18 protein-coding genes are annotated in these 14552 nt (G+C 38.4%); 6 read left to right on the top strand and 12 right to left on the bottom strand.

Annotation, left to right across the window (positions count from 1 at the left end; genetic code table 11):
- Nucleotides 1-77 precede the first annotated feature (77 nt).
- Complete coding sequence (locus LMF89_RS21520) at nucleotides 78-218, top strand: hypothetical protein (protein WP_229536884.1); 141 nt, start codon at nucleotides 78-80, stop codon at nucleotides 216-218.
- A 132-nt stretch (nucleotides 219-350) separates the two neighbouring features.
- On the opposite strand, the gene LMF89_RS21515 is transcribed toward LMF89_RS21520, so the two are convergent.
- From LMF89_RS21515 to LMF89_RS21485, 7 genes are all read right to left on the bottom strand, one after another.
- Complete coding sequence (locus LMF89_RS21515) at nucleotides 351-1235, bottom strand: epoxyqueuosine reductase (RefSeq protein WP_229536883.1); 885 nt, start codon at nucleotides 1233-1235, stop codon at nucleotides 351-353.
- 84 nt (nucleotides 1236-1319) lie between these two features.
- The gene (locus tag LMF89_RS21510) at nucleotides 1320-1901 is read right to left on the bottom strand and encodes a TetR/AcrR family transcriptional regulator (protein ID WP_229536882.1); all 582 of its coding nucleotides are present in this window, start codon (nucleotides 1899-1901) and stop codon (nucleotides 1320-1322) included.
- 476 nt (nucleotides 1902-2377) lie between these two features.
- A complete protein-coding gene (locus tag LMF89_RS21505) occupies nucleotides 2378-3736 on the bottom strand; it encodes a nickel-dependent hydrogenase large subunit (protein ID WP_229536881.1) in 1359 nt (452 codons plus the stop codon).
- The gene (locus tag LMF89_RS21500; protein WP_229536880.1) at nucleotides 3711-4700 is read right to left on the bottom strand and encodes a hydrogenase small subunit; all 990 of its coding nucleotides are present in this window, start codon (nucleotides 4698-4700) and stop codon (nucleotides 3711-3713) included. The genes LMF89_RS21505 and LMF89_RS21500 overlap by 26 nt, the downstream gene beginning before the upstream one ends.
- Before the next feature lie 234 nt (nucleotides 4701-4934).
- On the bottom strand, nucleotides 4935-5204 hold the full coding sequence (locus tag LMF89_RS21495; protein ID WP_229536879.1) for a hypothetical protein: 270 nt from the start codon (nucleotides 5202-5204) through the stop codon (nucleotides 4935-4937).
- Nucleotides 5205-5295: 91 nt separating this feature from the next.
- A complete protein-coding gene (locus LMF89_RS21490; RefSeq protein WP_229536878.1) occupies nucleotides 5296-6069 on the bottom strand; it encodes an AraC family transcriptional regulator in 774 nt (257 codons plus the stop codon).
- A gap of 5 nt (nucleotides 6070-6074) precedes the next feature.
- Nucleotides 6075-6674 (bottom strand): LysE family translocator, encoded by a 600-nt coding sequence (locus LMF89_RS21485; RefSeq protein WP_229536877.1) that lies wholly within the window; start codon nucleotides 6672-6674, stop codon nucleotides 6075-6077.
- 477 nt (nucleotides 6675-7151) lie between these two features.
- Between LMF89_RS21485 and LMF89_RS21480 the strand changes: the two genes are divergently transcribed.
- The 3 genes from LMF89_RS21480 (at nucleotide 7152) to LMF89_RS21470 (ending at nucleotide 9293) form a co-directional block, all read left to right on the top strand.
- Nucleotides 7152-7370 carry a DUF1657 domain-containing protein gene (locus LMF89_RS21480; RefSeq protein WP_229536876.1) on the top strand — a complete coding sequence of 73 codons (219 nt, stop codon included), beginning with the start codon at nucleotides 7152-7154 and terminating at the stop codon, nucleotides 7368-7370.
- Between the two features lie 74 nt (nucleotides 7371-7444).
- A complete protein-coding gene (locus LMF89_RS21475; protein ID WP_229536875.1) occupies nucleotides 7445-8131 on the top strand; it encodes a YetF domain-containing protein in 687 nt (228 codons plus the stop codon).
- A 265-nt stretch (nucleotides 8132-8396) separates the two neighbouring features.
- The gene (locus tag LMF89_RS21470; RefSeq protein ID WP_229536874.1) at nucleotides 8397-9293 is read left to right on the top strand and encodes a class I SAM-dependent methyltransferase; all 897 of its coding nucleotides are present in this window, start codon (nucleotides 8397-8399) and stop codon (nucleotides 9291-9293) included.
- A gap of 303 nt (nucleotides 9294-9596) precedes the next feature.
- Here the strand turns inward: LMF89_RS21470 and LMF89_RS21465 are convergent, their stop codons facing one another.
- Both LMF89_RS21465 and LMF89_RS21460 read right to left on the bottom strand, forming a co-directional pair.
- Entirely contained in the window at nucleotides 9597-9866 is a 270-nt protein-coding gene (locus tag LMF89_RS21465; RefSeq protein WP_038672780.1) for a thioredoxin domain-containing protein, read from the bottom strand.
- Between the two features lie 284 nt (nucleotides 9867-10150).
- Nucleotides 10151-10648 carry a cysteine hydrolase family protein gene (locus LMF89_RS21460; protein ID WP_229536873.1) on the bottom strand — a complete coding sequence of 166 codons (498 nt, stop codon included), beginning with the start codon at nucleotides 10646-10648 and terminating at the stop codon, nucleotides 10151-10153.
- A 226-nt stretch (nucleotides 10649-10874) separates the two neighbouring features.
- Between LMF89_RS21460 and LMF89_RS21455 the strand changes: the two genes are divergently transcribed.
- On the top strand, nucleotides 10875-11294 hold the full coding sequence (locus tag LMF89_RS21455) for an Lrp/AsnC family transcriptional regulator (protein WP_229536872.1): 420 nt from the start codon (nucleotides 10875-10877) through the stop codon (nucleotides 11292-11294).
- A 23-nt stretch (nucleotides 11295-11317) separates the two neighbouring features.
- On the opposite strand, the gene LMF89_RS21450 is transcribed toward LMF89_RS21455, so the two are convergent.
- Nucleotides 11318-11890, bottom strand: coding sequence for an HD domain-containing protein (locus LMF89_RS21450; RefSeq protein WP_229536871.1), 573 nt, complete (start codon nucleotides 11888-11890; stop codon nucleotides 11318-11320).
- 477 nt (nucleotides 11891-12367) lie between these two features.
- Here LMF89_RS21450 and LMF89_RS21445 point away from each other — a divergent pair, with 477 nt between their 5' ends.
- Nucleotides 12368-12928, top strand: a complete 561-nt coding sequence (locus LMF89_RS21445) for a CBO0543 family protein (RefSeq protein ID WP_229536870.1) — start codon at nucleotides 12368-12370, stop codon at nucleotides 12926-12928.
- A 217-nt stretch (nucleotides 12929-13145) separates the two neighbouring features.
- Here the strand turns inward: LMF89_RS21445 and LMF89_RS21440 are convergent, their stop codons facing one another.
- Together LMF89_RS21440 and LMF89_RS21435 are read right to left on the bottom strand one after the other, a co-directional pair.
- Entirely contained in the window at nucleotides 13146-13349 is a 204-nt protein-coding gene (locus LMF89_RS21440; RefSeq protein ID WP_229536869.1) for a tautomerase family protein, read from the bottom strand.
- Complete coding sequence (locus tag LMF89_RS21435) at nucleotides 13346-14476, bottom strand: YbfB/YjiJ family MFS transporter (RefSeq protein WP_229536868.1); 1131 nt, start codon at nucleotides 14474-14476, stop codon at nucleotides 13346-13348. Before LMF89_RS21435 ends, LMF89_RS21440 begins: the two co-directional genes overlap by 4 nt.
- Nucleotides 14477-14552: the final 76 nt, after the last annotated feature.

Raw genomic sequence — 14552 nt, 5'->3', positions numbered from 1 at the left:
TTATCGACACTATCCTTGGTTGAATTGTCGACAACCCCGTCCCCTTGACACTCCTAAAGTTTCGAGAGCACATGGGTATGACATATAAACAATTTCTTGCCCAATGTAAATTAAAAGCTGCCGCTTATGATCTTTGCATAACCAATAATGACTATGTCACAGGGACGGGGTTATCGACACTATCCTTGGTTGAATTGTCGACAACCCCGTCCCCTTGACACTCCTAGTGAGGGCTTGACTTTAGTTAGCTGGTCTCTTGACACTCCTCTCCGTTAGTTTTTTACATTATAAATATAGGGAAACCTACATTTAGCTATATAAAAAAAGAGAGTTCAGCGGAATTTTTACCCTTAAATTCTCTCCCACTTTTCTTGGCCATTGCCATCATCTCTAGGGAGTACATTATCTTGCTTCGTTTTTCCCCTTGGATTTTTAAATTCACAGGGTACACGAGTTTGGCAAAGACCACAACCAGATGTCCTTTTCCCACCATATTTTTCAGCCAACTGCACTGACTCTTCGCAAAATAAATAATTCCGACACTTGATCTTATCATGACCGCTCATCGTAATCGCCCCTACGGGACAACGAGAAATACAGGCATTACAATTTAAACAATTGGCTCGGTAATCCTGTTCTTTTCGTAAAGTTGGCAGCAGGTTTAGGTCGGTGATGACCGATCCTAATCGCATAGCCATACCAGCTTCTGAGATGAATGCATCATTCATACTGAAAGTTCCCAAACCTGCCGCATAGGCTGCATGTCGCTCCGACCAATTGGAGGCAATGCCTACTGGTGTGTCTGAAAAACACTGAAATACGCCTGATAGTGTTGGCGCTACCGCCTGATAGCCAAGTCCAGTAAGATACTCAACCATATGACGACGAAGTTCGCAATTAAATTCTTCACCAAAATATCGAGTTAGAGCCCACTCCCGTCCAGGCCACTGCTCCTGCAAACGGTTACTTTGTCTTGCTATTTCGCTGATAGGCAAGACCCAACAGATTACTGTTCCGACTACTACCTTGTTATCATCCAAAGTAGCTGCGAAGATTTCGCGTGGCGTAAGATGAAACTCGCCAATACTATTCTTGTACTCCTTGAACAAGGGATCATCCCAAGATGCATAACCCACCAGAGGTTCTGAAAAATGTATCAACCCCGTTTCCTCATGCCGATTTCCCAGACTTGTCGCTACGAACCGACGAATTTCCTCCAAAATTTTTTCTTCCATGCCACCGTCTCCTTTTTGTACTGTTTAGTCCAGAATTATTTATATGTAGGCATCGATTCAAAAAATCGATGCCTATAAATACCCTCAGTTTAAAACTGTTAGCGCCTCCTTGGCCATATCTTCCAAAACACCGCGGTTACAACGTCGTCTGGCGTCTACATTCATGCCAGTAGCTAAAGCCACGAAGAACCTAGCCAAAGACCGAACATCCCGTCCAGCAGCAAGTTCACCACGGTCTTGCCACTGTGCAATGAAAGCAGTCAGCTCGTCTTCCATCTTTTCGGCGCTGCCCCGTATTATCTCACGAGTCTCTTGGTCAGCTGTAACCAATGCCGTAGCTGTATTGGTAAAAAAGCAACCTCCTGGATAACCTTCATGTACAGCTAGATCTATTATCTCTTGCAAAAAACAAGCTATACCTTGTCGTAGAGAAGGTGCCGATGCCAGTATCTCACTACGCCGTTGCCTGACCATCGCAGCGTAATACTCTATGGTCTCACAAAACAGTTGCCTTTTGTCACCAAAAGTATCATACAAACTAGACCGACTTATTGCCATTGCTTCTATTAAGTCGGGAATACTCGTACCATCATAACCCTTTAGCCAAAAGACCTTCATGGCTTGAGCCAAGGCTTCTTTTCTTTCAAATTCTTTAGGTCTTGCCATTTTTTTCATCCTCCGAATATTATTAGTATAACAATTCTGGATCAATCAGTCCATATTTTTTTAAGTTCCTTCCTTTCTTTTATCCAAGGTTAATTTATACCAGATCACAAGGCGCTTATAATAGTAGAGATGAAGTTGTTGATGCGGGTATGTGCCTTGTAAGGTTTGTAGGCCGTAAAGTTGATAGTTGCTCTTAATAGGAAAGACACAGTACTGCTCCACTAATGGATAGGCTGTTTCTTCCTTAGCAATGATTGCTTGTACATTAACTAGTCGGATAACCGTCAGTTGACTCGTTCATATGTTAAATTCATATTGCTAAAAGAAGAAAAGATCGAAACGTTAAGACGAAAGCAAGTTTTCGAAGGGTGTCACAGGGACGGGGTTATTGACACTAACCTTCAAACTGGTTGAATTGTCGATCCCCGCCCCTGCGACACTCCTATTAATTTGATAAAGTTACTCATATTTACACATTAATGAGTTGCACATGATATACAGGGATCAAAAGAACGAATAATTCGACCAGGTATAACATATTTAAGATCAGGTGAAGGCAAATATGTGCCGACCAGTGCTATTTCTGCGGGACCGAGATTACCATATTCATCTTTGGGAGAAAAATTCCAGCCGGTGGGTGTTATAATATCATACATTGCTACTTCCTCATTGTTTATAAGTGCGCTATGAAGTAAAGGACCGCGCATGGCATCCATGACTGCGATCGCCTGGTTTGATACTAACTGTTTTTTTTGCTTTATTGGAGGCTCGCCAGGTTGCAACTTCTTCAACCATTCTTCCATTAGTTCTGTTATCATGAGAGTTTCAATAGATCGAGCTATGATTCGATCCATCGTTGATGTACCACCTGTATAGTGACCATTTATTATCATACGAGCAAGTGGTCCCCCTTCATAGTGCTTTCCTTTGTATAAGACTGCCTTTGTCCAAGTATACGCACCAGATTTGTAAGGAGCAGGTTCTGTTGCGTTCATCAACTTATTACGATGGAACCAAGCATGTGCAATGTCTTCTTGTATTAGATCTAACCTTGGTTTTGTCAGTTGTTTATCTTCCAAGACCCCACTTTTCAACAGAAAATTATTGTTTTTCTCTCCAAAACAGAATAAACCAAAAGACAGAAAACGACCCGCTGTTTTACCAATATGGAAATAATCATCATAGCAGTGAGCTATTAATTCAGTATCTGCCATCATACACCGATTCACAAAATCACGGATATCCTTTAAGAGAGCAAGAGATTGCATTATTTTATCAGTCGTGGGTGCAACAGCCGCGCCACCATGAACAAAACTATGCTGATGTGGAGCCTTTCCACCAAACAGGGCTAAGATTTGGTGACATTGTTCTGAGGCTTTCACTGCTCTGATATAATTCCCGGCTAAACGTTGATTTTGTTCTTCAGCAAGACGGCAGTCGAAACAGTTTTGGCGTAAGAATGGAGGTTGTTCAGGCATTATAACGTAATCAGGTAGTTCGAAAAAATAGAAATGTCTGATATGGTTTTGGAGGAAATCGGCAGCCAGCATAATATTTCGTAAATATTGAGCGTTTTCTTCTATATCGTTATCATAGAGTTTATCGAGTAAATAACTAGCAACGGCTCCATGTGCAGTTGAACAGATCCCACAAATGCGCTGCGTTAAATAGACCGCGTCTGTTACGTGGTGATTGCGCATAATGTATTCATAACCTCTAAACATAGTGCAGCAGACATCGGCTTCACTAATATAGGTTTTATCTACTGTGAGTTCCACCGATAGCAGACCGCTCAATCGAGTTACTGGGCTAAAGATTATTTTGTGCTGGCTCATTATTGTCTCCCTTCTCACTTGCTGATGCTTTATGGTTGGATTGCTGAATGTTATTCTTCTCAGGTAATGGCTTAAAAAAAGGTGCTGAAGCATCCGGAAAATCTTGGTTCGTGCAACCGATACAAGGAGTATTTACTTTTACAGGCCAGCTAACATGATTAATCCACTGACGATATGGGCAGTCCGATCCGGTCCGAGGACCAACACACCCCTGAGAGAACATACACTCCACATCACCGAGTTTTTTAGCAAAGTCATCTTTATCAAAGTAGGAACGCCTTTGGCAGTGGCGATGAACTGTATTTCCATAAAAAAGCTTCGGCCTATCTAACTCATCAAGTTCTGGTTTCCCATACATGAGTAGATGGGCAAGCGTTCCTACGAGCCAATCTGGATTTACAGGACAACCACTTACGTTAATAACTTCGCGTTTAAGTACGCTACCCACACCTACCGATCCAGTTGTATTGGGAGCTGCGGAGGAAGCACCGCCGAAACTAGCGCAAGTTCCCGCAGCAACCACGTACTGCGCCATTCCACCAAGGTTAGTAACAGCATCTAGTGCGGTAATATTTCCATTTTTGGTTCGTGCGATAATGTTATAAATACCGTTATCTTTGGTTGGAATGGCACCTTCGACAATGAGTACAAATTCTCCTTGGAATTCTTCGGCTGACTCAAAGAGTAAGTCCAGAGCATCTTCTCCTTGTGCCGCCATAAAGGTATTACTATATAAAAGGTCAATCATATCTGTAAGCACTTGGTGTAAATAAGGGTAGGTCGTATTCATGAATGCAATGTTGTTATCGCCACTATCACTTGTTTCTAGCCATATAACAGGCAATTTTCTGTTATTCGAGTGGTTTATAAATGTACGTACAGAGGGTAGAATTTGTGCAGAAAGACTATAATCCTTTTCAAGTCGATACTGCTCGCACAATTCAAGAAAGTCGATATATTTCATAGAATTCCTCAATTCTTGTTTTTATCATAATATGCCAATTTGTTATATTCAAGTACGATCTGTAGTAGTTTTTTTCATAGTAAACTACTTAGAAGGCTGCGTGAGCTTGTATCAAAATGAAGTGAAGTGTCTTGTTGGTAATAAGACGCTTCACTTCATTTACTACCTATTCTTTTTATTGCACTGGAAAGGTTCATAGTTCGAGGTAATCAATCATTTTCTTCTGGTAATGGCTCATGAGTTAATTTGAATAATGCAGCAGTAAATTCTTAATGCGGTATGAAGAAAATGCCCTTGATATTGGCTATAAGTGGCTATATTCTTTAATTCGCAAATGCCATTGGGTTCACACGTTACCACACAGACACTCTTTAAGTCACCATCATATAAAGCAAACATATCCCCGTAGTCTAAGTACCTATCAATCATGTCTTCTTGTTCATCTGCCAATAATAGTAAATCAAGAAATTGTTTCTTATCAATTTTAATCTTTTTAATTTCCATTTTAACCTCTCCAGTAGTAATTTTCATGTTAAAAGGTCATCTCTGAGTATAACTATAAGCTTAGTATCAAATTCCATTTTATACCTCTTGTCTAATTTAAATGTGATTTATATTCAAACGCTGTTATTCCATATATTCTTTTAAAGTGCTTATTTAAATGTGATAAATCAACAAAACCACATTCTGCTATGGCTGAGTAAATATCTTTTTCTTTTAGTAACTTCTTTGCATGATTTACCTTACAAAATAAGAAATATTGATATGGTGAAATTCCAGTATTAGCTTTAAATAATCTAATAAACTGAAACTTTGACATGTTAAGCTCTTTGCATATATCATCAAGTTTTAATGTATTTTCTAATTTACAATAAATTATTTCCTTCGCTTTTTTAATTAGAGCATTATCCTTTTTGTAATGTGTACAAATATTAGTTGAAGTAAAGTTATCTACGAGAGATAAAAGCAGCTCGCTGCACAACGCTTCATCTTTTTCGCTTAATATTGCACTAGAAAGATTTAATATACTTTTCTCAAGTTCTTGATTATACACTATAGGGGAAGAAAAACGTACTATATCCTTTTTATTAAGTGTCTCTAAAAATAACATTGGTTCAATATATAACATTACATAATCAATACCCATCTTATCATGTGCCATACCGTCGTGTGCTTGTTCAGGATAAAAAAGCATAACTCCATTTTTATATGATGACTGTAAACTGCCATCTAAATTATACTGCTGAATGCCACGCAAGGTTACACCCAGCGCATATTCCTTATGACAATGCTTTTTATATGTAAAATCAGTAAAACTTGCTGATAACGCAGTAATGCCTGATGACATTTTATATATAAATTTTTCCACATGCTTCACCTCGAAATAATTTCAACTACTCCCGACACCATTATCGCAGAATAAACTAAAAACAATGCCATAATTATATTAACATTCTTTTGATGTTTCTGTAAAAACTCCTTAAATATTGTACCGAAAAGCACCCAAGTGATAAAGGCTAAAAAGCCAATAAGGGTAGTAATTGCAACATATATTGCCAATGTAGACGGTGCTGTGTAGTATGGCATAACAAAGCTTGGAATTACCGTCATTGTAAACAGCACCACCTTGGGATTTACAAACTGCATAATGAAACCAGACCTCCATGTAATAGTAGTTTGACTTGCTGTCGAGGTTGATGTATCCATTATATATATTTGATAAGCTAGGTACAAAATATACAAGCTTCCGCTTACTTGCATTACAATCAAAATTTTTGGTATTATCGCCACAAGCATGGTATTTAAAATAGCTGAAATAGCAAGCAATGCACCAAAAGCAATCGTTGCCCCATATGTATATTCCATCGCTTTCTTTGTTCCAAAATTATGTACTGTGGATAATATAACAATATTGGTAGGGCCAGGTGTAAATGTAACAATAACGCAGTATATTAAAAAAGATGTAATATTCATAAAGTATGTTCCTCTCAAAGTATTCTTATAAATTTTACATCTTAAAATTAAATAAGCATAGTACATTATTGCGAGAACTACATGGTTAATTTAAACTCCGATAGAGCAGACTGAATCTCTTCAACCTGCTCTTTTTCTAATCATATACATTACTTAATTCCACAAATTGTGTCCAGTCTCGCTCAAAATCATCTAATGTTTTTCCAGGCGCTACAATACGAGTCAGGTGGCGGTTCTTTGTCTCACTTTAGCGATTTGAAACAAACTCCTGCAAGGCTAGGCTACTTTGCAGGAGTTTTGCGATACGTTCGACCCCTTAAGGTAGGGAGTCGGAATTGCTATACTTTTACCCAAAACTTTACAAGCTCCATTGCTAGAGTATCGGTACCAGTCCCAATATGAGATTTAAATTTCTAGTATACCAAATACCCTGACTTCAAATAATAACTGTAATACATATAACTGGAGGGAAATTGCATGACTGTACAACAAGATTTGCAAAAGGCGCTAGCTACGGCCAAATCCGCTCAAGGATCTTATGCTCAATTCGTCCAATCTACTCAAGACCAGACCGCAAAGCAAATGTTCCAGCAAATGGAACAAGATATGGTCAGACACATTGCTCAATTAAACAGTCGCCTTGGTACGGTTCAGGAAAACTATTCTAATCAAGATACACAACAGACTAGTAAATAGCTACTATGTAAAGCCTTTACAACGAGTAAAGGCTCATAACATATGAAAATGTTCGTCTATCGGAGGGTGACTGAATGGAATCAGTTATGGAAACGTCTTTACGAACCGTAATTGGCTTTGTCTTTTTATTGACTCTTACTAGAATTTTAGGTAAGAAACAGCTCGGACAGCTGACCTACTTTACATATATAACTGGAATTGCAATGGGTAATATAGCCGGCGATATGGTCGTACATAAAGATGTTGCAATTGCAGATGGACTTGCTGGCCTCACCATCTGGGCAATTATGACCTTTGCGGTCGAATATGCCAGCCTTAAATCCCCTACGATACGAGTTGCATTAGACGGTGAGCCGACAATCATCATAAATCGGGGACAAATAATGCAAAAAGAACTAGCCAACCATCGACTCAATATGGATGATCTTAGTATGATGCTAAGAACAAATAATGTCTTTTCCATAAAGGATGTAGACTATGCTATTCTAGAGCCCAATGGGGAACTCAGCATATTGAAAAAGTCACAACTTGAGGGAATCACAAGAATGGATCTCAACATCACCCCATCTCCGCGTTTATATCTACCTACAGAACTCATTGTTGACGGCCAGTTGGTAGCAAAAAATCTGAAAGAAATTAACCTCACTAAAGAATGGGTCTTGGAGGAGATTAACAAGGCGGGCTACCATTCATTTGCTGATATCTTCTTTGCGGAGTTGCAGAGCGATGGTACCCTATACCTTGAAGGAAAATCACAATAAATGCTAATTTTTATGAGTCAGGTGACGGTTTACGGTTCATGATTTAATAGATATTTATTGATATTTTATAGTTTTTTAACAGATATCCGTTTATAACCGCGTTTATAACCGCGTTTATTACCGAAAACAACGATTGACAAATAATATTTTATGTGATATAATGAAATATTATCAACTTGACAAATATATGTCAAGTTGATATGCTTCTTTTAGAACGATAATCCGTCAAAACTTTCAGGATATGGTTCTAAAGGAGGATATTCAAATGAAAGAAAATCAATTCAGTCTTACGGCAATAATGTGCGCCTATCTTCGTGCCTATCACGCCAAATATGATGAACCCAAAATTTTTGATGACTTTTTAGCCGATCAAATTATTCCCGACGAAAATCGCTTACTTATAGAAGAAGGGCTAACAAAACACCTTCAGCTAAAAGCCCCCGAACTCGCCGCATCACTTCCCGATCAAGCGACTGCATTAAAGTTGGTAGCACGAGCAATGAACAGTCGCTCTATTCTTCTAAGTCGTTCACGATATACCGAGGAAACTCTCGAAGCGGCTATCAAACAAGGTACACAACAGTATGTAATACTCGGAGCAGGATTGGATACATTCGCATTTCGACGTTCGGATATATTAGTAAACCTCCAAGTCTTCGAGATCGACCATCCGAATACGCAAAACTTTAAAACACAACGTATTAAGGAATTAGGTTGGGCAGTTCCAACACAGCTCAACTTTATTCCAATGGATTTTACGCAAGAGAGCTTGGATGCAGCACTAAAAAAATCATCCTATAACCCTCAGGTTAAAAGCTTTTTTAGTTGGCTTGGTGTCACTATGTACTTGACCCGTGAGGAAGTATTCGCAACTTTGCGCACTATTGCCACTATCGCGCCTACTGGCAGTAGGATTGTTTTCGATTATTTTGATATCGATATATTCGACGCACAAAAAACCGATACACAAATACAAGAAGAGCTGGCGCAAGTGCAGGCGGCGGGTGAGCCAATGAAAACCGGCTTTGATCCATCAATGCTAGCCTCAGATCTCGCCAACTTGGGACTTCATCTTCATGAGAATTTGAATCAAGCAGAGATCCAAAGACGTTACTTGCAAGGACGCAAATATGCCCATATTGCGCAAGCAGTAGTCAAATAACATTATAAGTAATCGCGGGGACGGCAGACCAATGTCATAAAACTATAGTGTAATAAAAAGTAAATAAGTTCATTTGCTTCCTTAAAGGTGCTATACCTTAGAAATATAAGAAGCAATAGAACCGTCCCACTGATTCCTTCTAATGTACGATAAATTAGAAGGTTCGGCATCCCCACGACACCCTGCGACACCCCTATTTTTAAGAGTCAGCAAGAGCGGTATTAGAAGTTGTCAAAAAAGCAACATCGCCATGGGTTCCCCTAGTCCGCCCCCGAATGCCATAGTAATGAAAATCCATAAAAGTTAAATATCTGTTTTAATGGCTTCTTCAAACACTTTACGTACAATATCTTTAGTAGTGCCACCTTCAAAAATTTTACGCTTTTCTACATAATAAGTTGGAACATAATAATAATCGTATTGCTTTGCAATTGCAGGAGTCTTCTCTTCATCAATGATTTCCACTTTAATATCTTTATATTTCGGATTCTCTTGCTTTACTTCATCAATCCAATCAATTGCTCTTTTACAATGTGGGCACCAATCTGTTATAAGCACAATAATATTTTTCATAAGTCTACCACCTTTCTTCTAATTGCATTATTAATACTGTTCTCAATTATATTAGAGTCTATTACCAAATGAATGGAAGGGATGATCAACTTGTCCCTTTTAGTTTACCCTCCATTATATATACATTAGCAAATAGTATCTTGGGATTTAACCTACAACTATAGTAGTGTCAAGAGACCAGCTAAGCAAAGTCAATCCCCTAGCTGAAAAAAGGTTTTTAAATGACGAACATAACCTCAGTCAAATCGTTGACTGAGGTTATGTTCCCATCCTAGAATTAACGTTTATGAGACCACGCTCTGGAGTGCTCCTAATGATATCACTTCGTTTACACTTTCAACAAATCGGATATTCTCCAGTGCGCCACTGGCAATGGCATTCCGAAGAATAATAGGTGCTATATCTATGTCTAGCGCTCCGCGATATGTAGAAAGCACGCAGTACTCAGCACAATAACCCGTTAGGATGATAGTATCAACATCGAGTTCTTTTAATTTTTTCTCAAGGTTCGTCTTATTAAACGCATTGCCATAGGTCTTCATGATGTGGATATCACTAGAAACAATATTAAGCTGTTCAATATTGTTAAATCCTTCAGTTCCAGGAATAATACCTTCTGCTTTATCCATATGCTGTATGCAAATAATCGGTAGTCTCTTTTTACGAAACAGATCAATAGCTACATTTATAAATTCGACCGCTTTTAGAGTTAACTGAGTTTTTTCCTCATTAGAAAAAGCGTAATAATTTTGCATGTCAATAATCAATAAGGCTACTTTCACTATTTTCCCCTCCAAATCAAAAATAACCGGAAACTGAGTAATTTTTTTTAACCATAGGTGTGTTTTCTGTATAATATTGGCCAGCCCCTCTTTTTGAAACTATATTTGTTTTTTCTAGTAAGCGGAAAAATTCTGCTGTTTATTAGAAAGGTTACCAAACAAATTCTGTTGAATATCTAATTTTATTGGATGTTTAAAAAACTGACTGACGGATGGAGGAATTTGAATGACGTTACTAGACTCAACCGATTTAGAAATTGTTAAATGTCTTAGAGAAAATGGGCGTATGTTGTGGAAAGATATCGGTGCCAAAGTCCATCTAACCGGACAAGCTGTTGCTGATAGAGTTCACCGTCTAGAAGATTTAGGTGTTCTAAAAGGATATAGCGTTATTTTAGATGATGACTTATTAGGAATTAGTCAAATTGCTTTGATAACCATTTTTTTAAAATCAGGACGCCATGCAGACTTTCGAACTTTTATTAAAAATAAAGAAGAAGTATGTGAGGCACACAGGATTAGTGGTGATGGCTGCTACTGGCTAAAAGCCAAGCTAACATCTCAAGCTCAACTGAATAAATTACTCGATGAAATAAATGAATTTGGCGGATACAGGCTTTGTTTATCAGTAAATAACTTTAAATAAATCATAATCCTCCTCCCTTAATCTTATAGATATCCAAAGCTCTCTTTTGTAAGTAATTCAAGAAACTCATTCATTTTTACAACTCTTATTTCTGCAATCTTTTTTGCTTTTGGTAAGGTTAACTTATTGATTACTCCGTCTCTTCTTGCAATTACCTGTTCATAACATATTTTTAGATCCTTTGGACCTCTGGCAAATTCTCGAGCTATACCAATAGTACCCAAGAAATCCAAAAAATCAGCCTCTCGTAGTAGCGTTGTTTCAATGTAGTTTATATGGTTGCAAGTCCTATAATCATGATTTTCGATGGCTTCAAAAATTATATTTTTGGTACTATCTGATAGTTCACAATCAGATAAGATCGTTTCAGCTACTCTCCTCGATCTTAATTCATGTCCTAATTCAACCTTCTCTGGATTAAACTGGGGACATGCCCCCCAATCATGAAGATACGTTGCATACCACGTAGCCTCTTCATCATAATTTATATTCTCACCGATTATCTTGATTAAATTTAATACACGCTGAACGTGATTAAATATCCAAGGTCCACCATATTCAATTGTTAGGCTTTCAATTTTATTTTTTATTTCCATCCCTTATATTCTTCCCTTTCGTATCCAAATTAAAGTTGTTCTACACATATTAGCAAGCACTAATAATAATTATAAAACTAACCCCATTCCCTCCGCAAAAAGCTACGAAATTATAAGCCTCTTGCAAGTTTTATAATTCAAGAGATTCCTTAAGAAACTTGATTTAATCAATTCTTTTTAAAGGAGCCGTGTCATGGGGACGGGGTTATTGACACTAACCTTCAAACCTTGTTGATTTGTCGACAACCCATCATAGACTTATTTTTGAAAAACCACTATTCCATATTTCGGAAGGAAGGGTGAAGCAAGGGGACGGTTCGTTTGCAAGACTTTGTATTATGCGATCCCCCAGGTTCAACCGTACCTGGTAACACCACTAGCCGCTTATCACGATTTTGGAAAATAAATATTGGGATTTTGGAAAAGATAAAAGAAACGAGGTTAAATAATTATTTATCCTAAGGAGTGGATCGTTGCTTGGATAATCGGGAAATCGCAAATCGAGTCCTTGAATTAACCTTAGAAATCACCCGTCTTGATATCTATGAATGGCGATACCTCGACCTGTTTACCTGGCAGTGGTGGCTGCTGCTAACAATACTAATCCTACCCTGGATTGTTTTTATAAAAATGGTTGATAAAAAGCATTTACCCGAAACGTTGCTATTTGGCTCATGGGTAATGATTATTTCTGAAACATTTGATCATATCGGATACGAACTCGGCATGTGGACCTATCTAGTCGAGATTTTCCCACTCTTCCCGCGATTTGAAGAGGTGAATTTTTCAGTCCTACCAGTTACATACATGCTTATCTATCAAACTTATAAAGATTGGAAAGAATATCTAATAGTAATAGCAATTGCTGCAGGTACATTCACCTGGATTGGTGAGCCCATACTTATATGGCTGGAACTCTACGTCCCTTTAAAATGGGTTCCTGCTTACGGATTTCCAATCTACGTAGCCCTCGGACTGATTACCAAATGGGGAACTCAAAAGATTTATAGTCTCGCTAAAACTGAGGTTAAACAATAACCAAAAATCCGCGAATTCGCGGATTTTCATCATTCGAAATCTCCGCGGGGTCAGGCTTGACTTGTTAAAATAATTGACTTATTACTATTACAAAATTAAGTCAATTTCCAACAAGTCAAACCTGACCCCAAAAATATCTAAAAAATATCTGATTCAGAAACCAGATTACCTGTTTTAGCCATAATCGTTCTTTTGAGTATCACTGCTTTACATAGTTTTATTTTCTTTTCCGCAGTAAAGTAACAGTTTCTCCACCTATTCCCCAGTTATCGGTATCCACCTCATCAATTGAAACAACTGTTGTCTTGGGATTCTTCCCCAGTACATCTACAAGAAGTTGAGTTGCTCCCTGAATCAATAGTGCCTTTTGTTCAGGTGTAGCTCCTTCTTTGGTAATCCTTATGTTTACATATGGCATCATTCATCACCACCTTTCCTACTAATTTTCAGTGGCATCAACACTAACAAAGCAAATATTAAAATCACAGCAGCAAAAAGGCTAGGAGCTAAGATGTTGAAGTTTTTTTGAAGATATGCCGCGACAATAGGTCCTATGATTTGGCCTAAAGCATATACGGTTGTCAATTCTCCGATAGCCTGCATTTGAGCTTCCGGTTTCATTCGGGAGGCTGAGGAAATTGTTAGGCTGGTGATCCCCATAAAGGTTCCGCCAAATAAAGCGCCTCCAACTAAAGCACTAATTTGACTTGGAATTATAACTGGCAGAAGAATTCCTATGGCCTGCATCCCATACGCCAGCATCAAACTCACTTTTATACTTGTCTTTTGGGCAATTTGTGACCAGAGATATGTTGAGGAAGCTGCCGACAAACCAATTAATATCCAACTTTGGTTTGCAATATGACTGAGTTCAGGCACTGATTTTATCATTTGCACTATAAATGTGGCTGTAATGATATAGCCAATACCTTCAAATCCATAGCTGGCCAGAAGAATGTACCACTCATAATCCCTCACAAACTTAACTCGGGTTTGTATCTGTCGTGGTTCCCCAGCATTATGGCGCGACACTTTCGATAGAGTGTACCACGCGACGATTCCAAAGATACTTCCACCTAAAGCTAATCCCTGCCAGGTGGCTATCCAGCCACCTATGGTGTCAAACATTGGTACAAATATGCCTGTAAACACAATTCCAATGCCGACTCCGCTATAAAGATATCTCGCCCAATCACTTCGCCGTTGTTCTAAAGTAATGCTTGAAGCAACGACAAATAAAATTGCGCTAAGAAAACCAGAAAGTAGCCTCAACAGAGTCCAAAGGTAAATATTTAGCGTGAGTGTCATGGCTATCAGCAAGATTACACTGGTAACTAATTCCACCCCTATCCAAGCCCTTACATACCTTCCAAACCACTGCTTTCTTGAGATATAGGCTCCAATAAGATAGCCTAAATAGTTTGCAGAAGCCATGACTGCAATTTCCCAATTTGATATACCAATATCTCTCTGCATCAGTGGAATAATCGGTGTAAACCCAAATCGCGAAATTCCCATTGCTAAGCTTAAAGCGCAAATTCCACCCACTAGAGTTGAAATACTACGGCAATTTTTCGATTGTATCACCACCTAGTCAAGAATACAGTTTCATGTTACTATAAAG

Origin of the sequence: Pelosinus baikalensis, from assembly GCF_020819555.1 — a bacterium.
GTDB lineage: Bacteria > Bacillota > Negativicutes > DSM-13327 > DSM-13327 > Pelosinus > Pelosinus baikalensis.
This window is presented reverse-complemented; position numbering and strand designations above follow the sequence as displayed.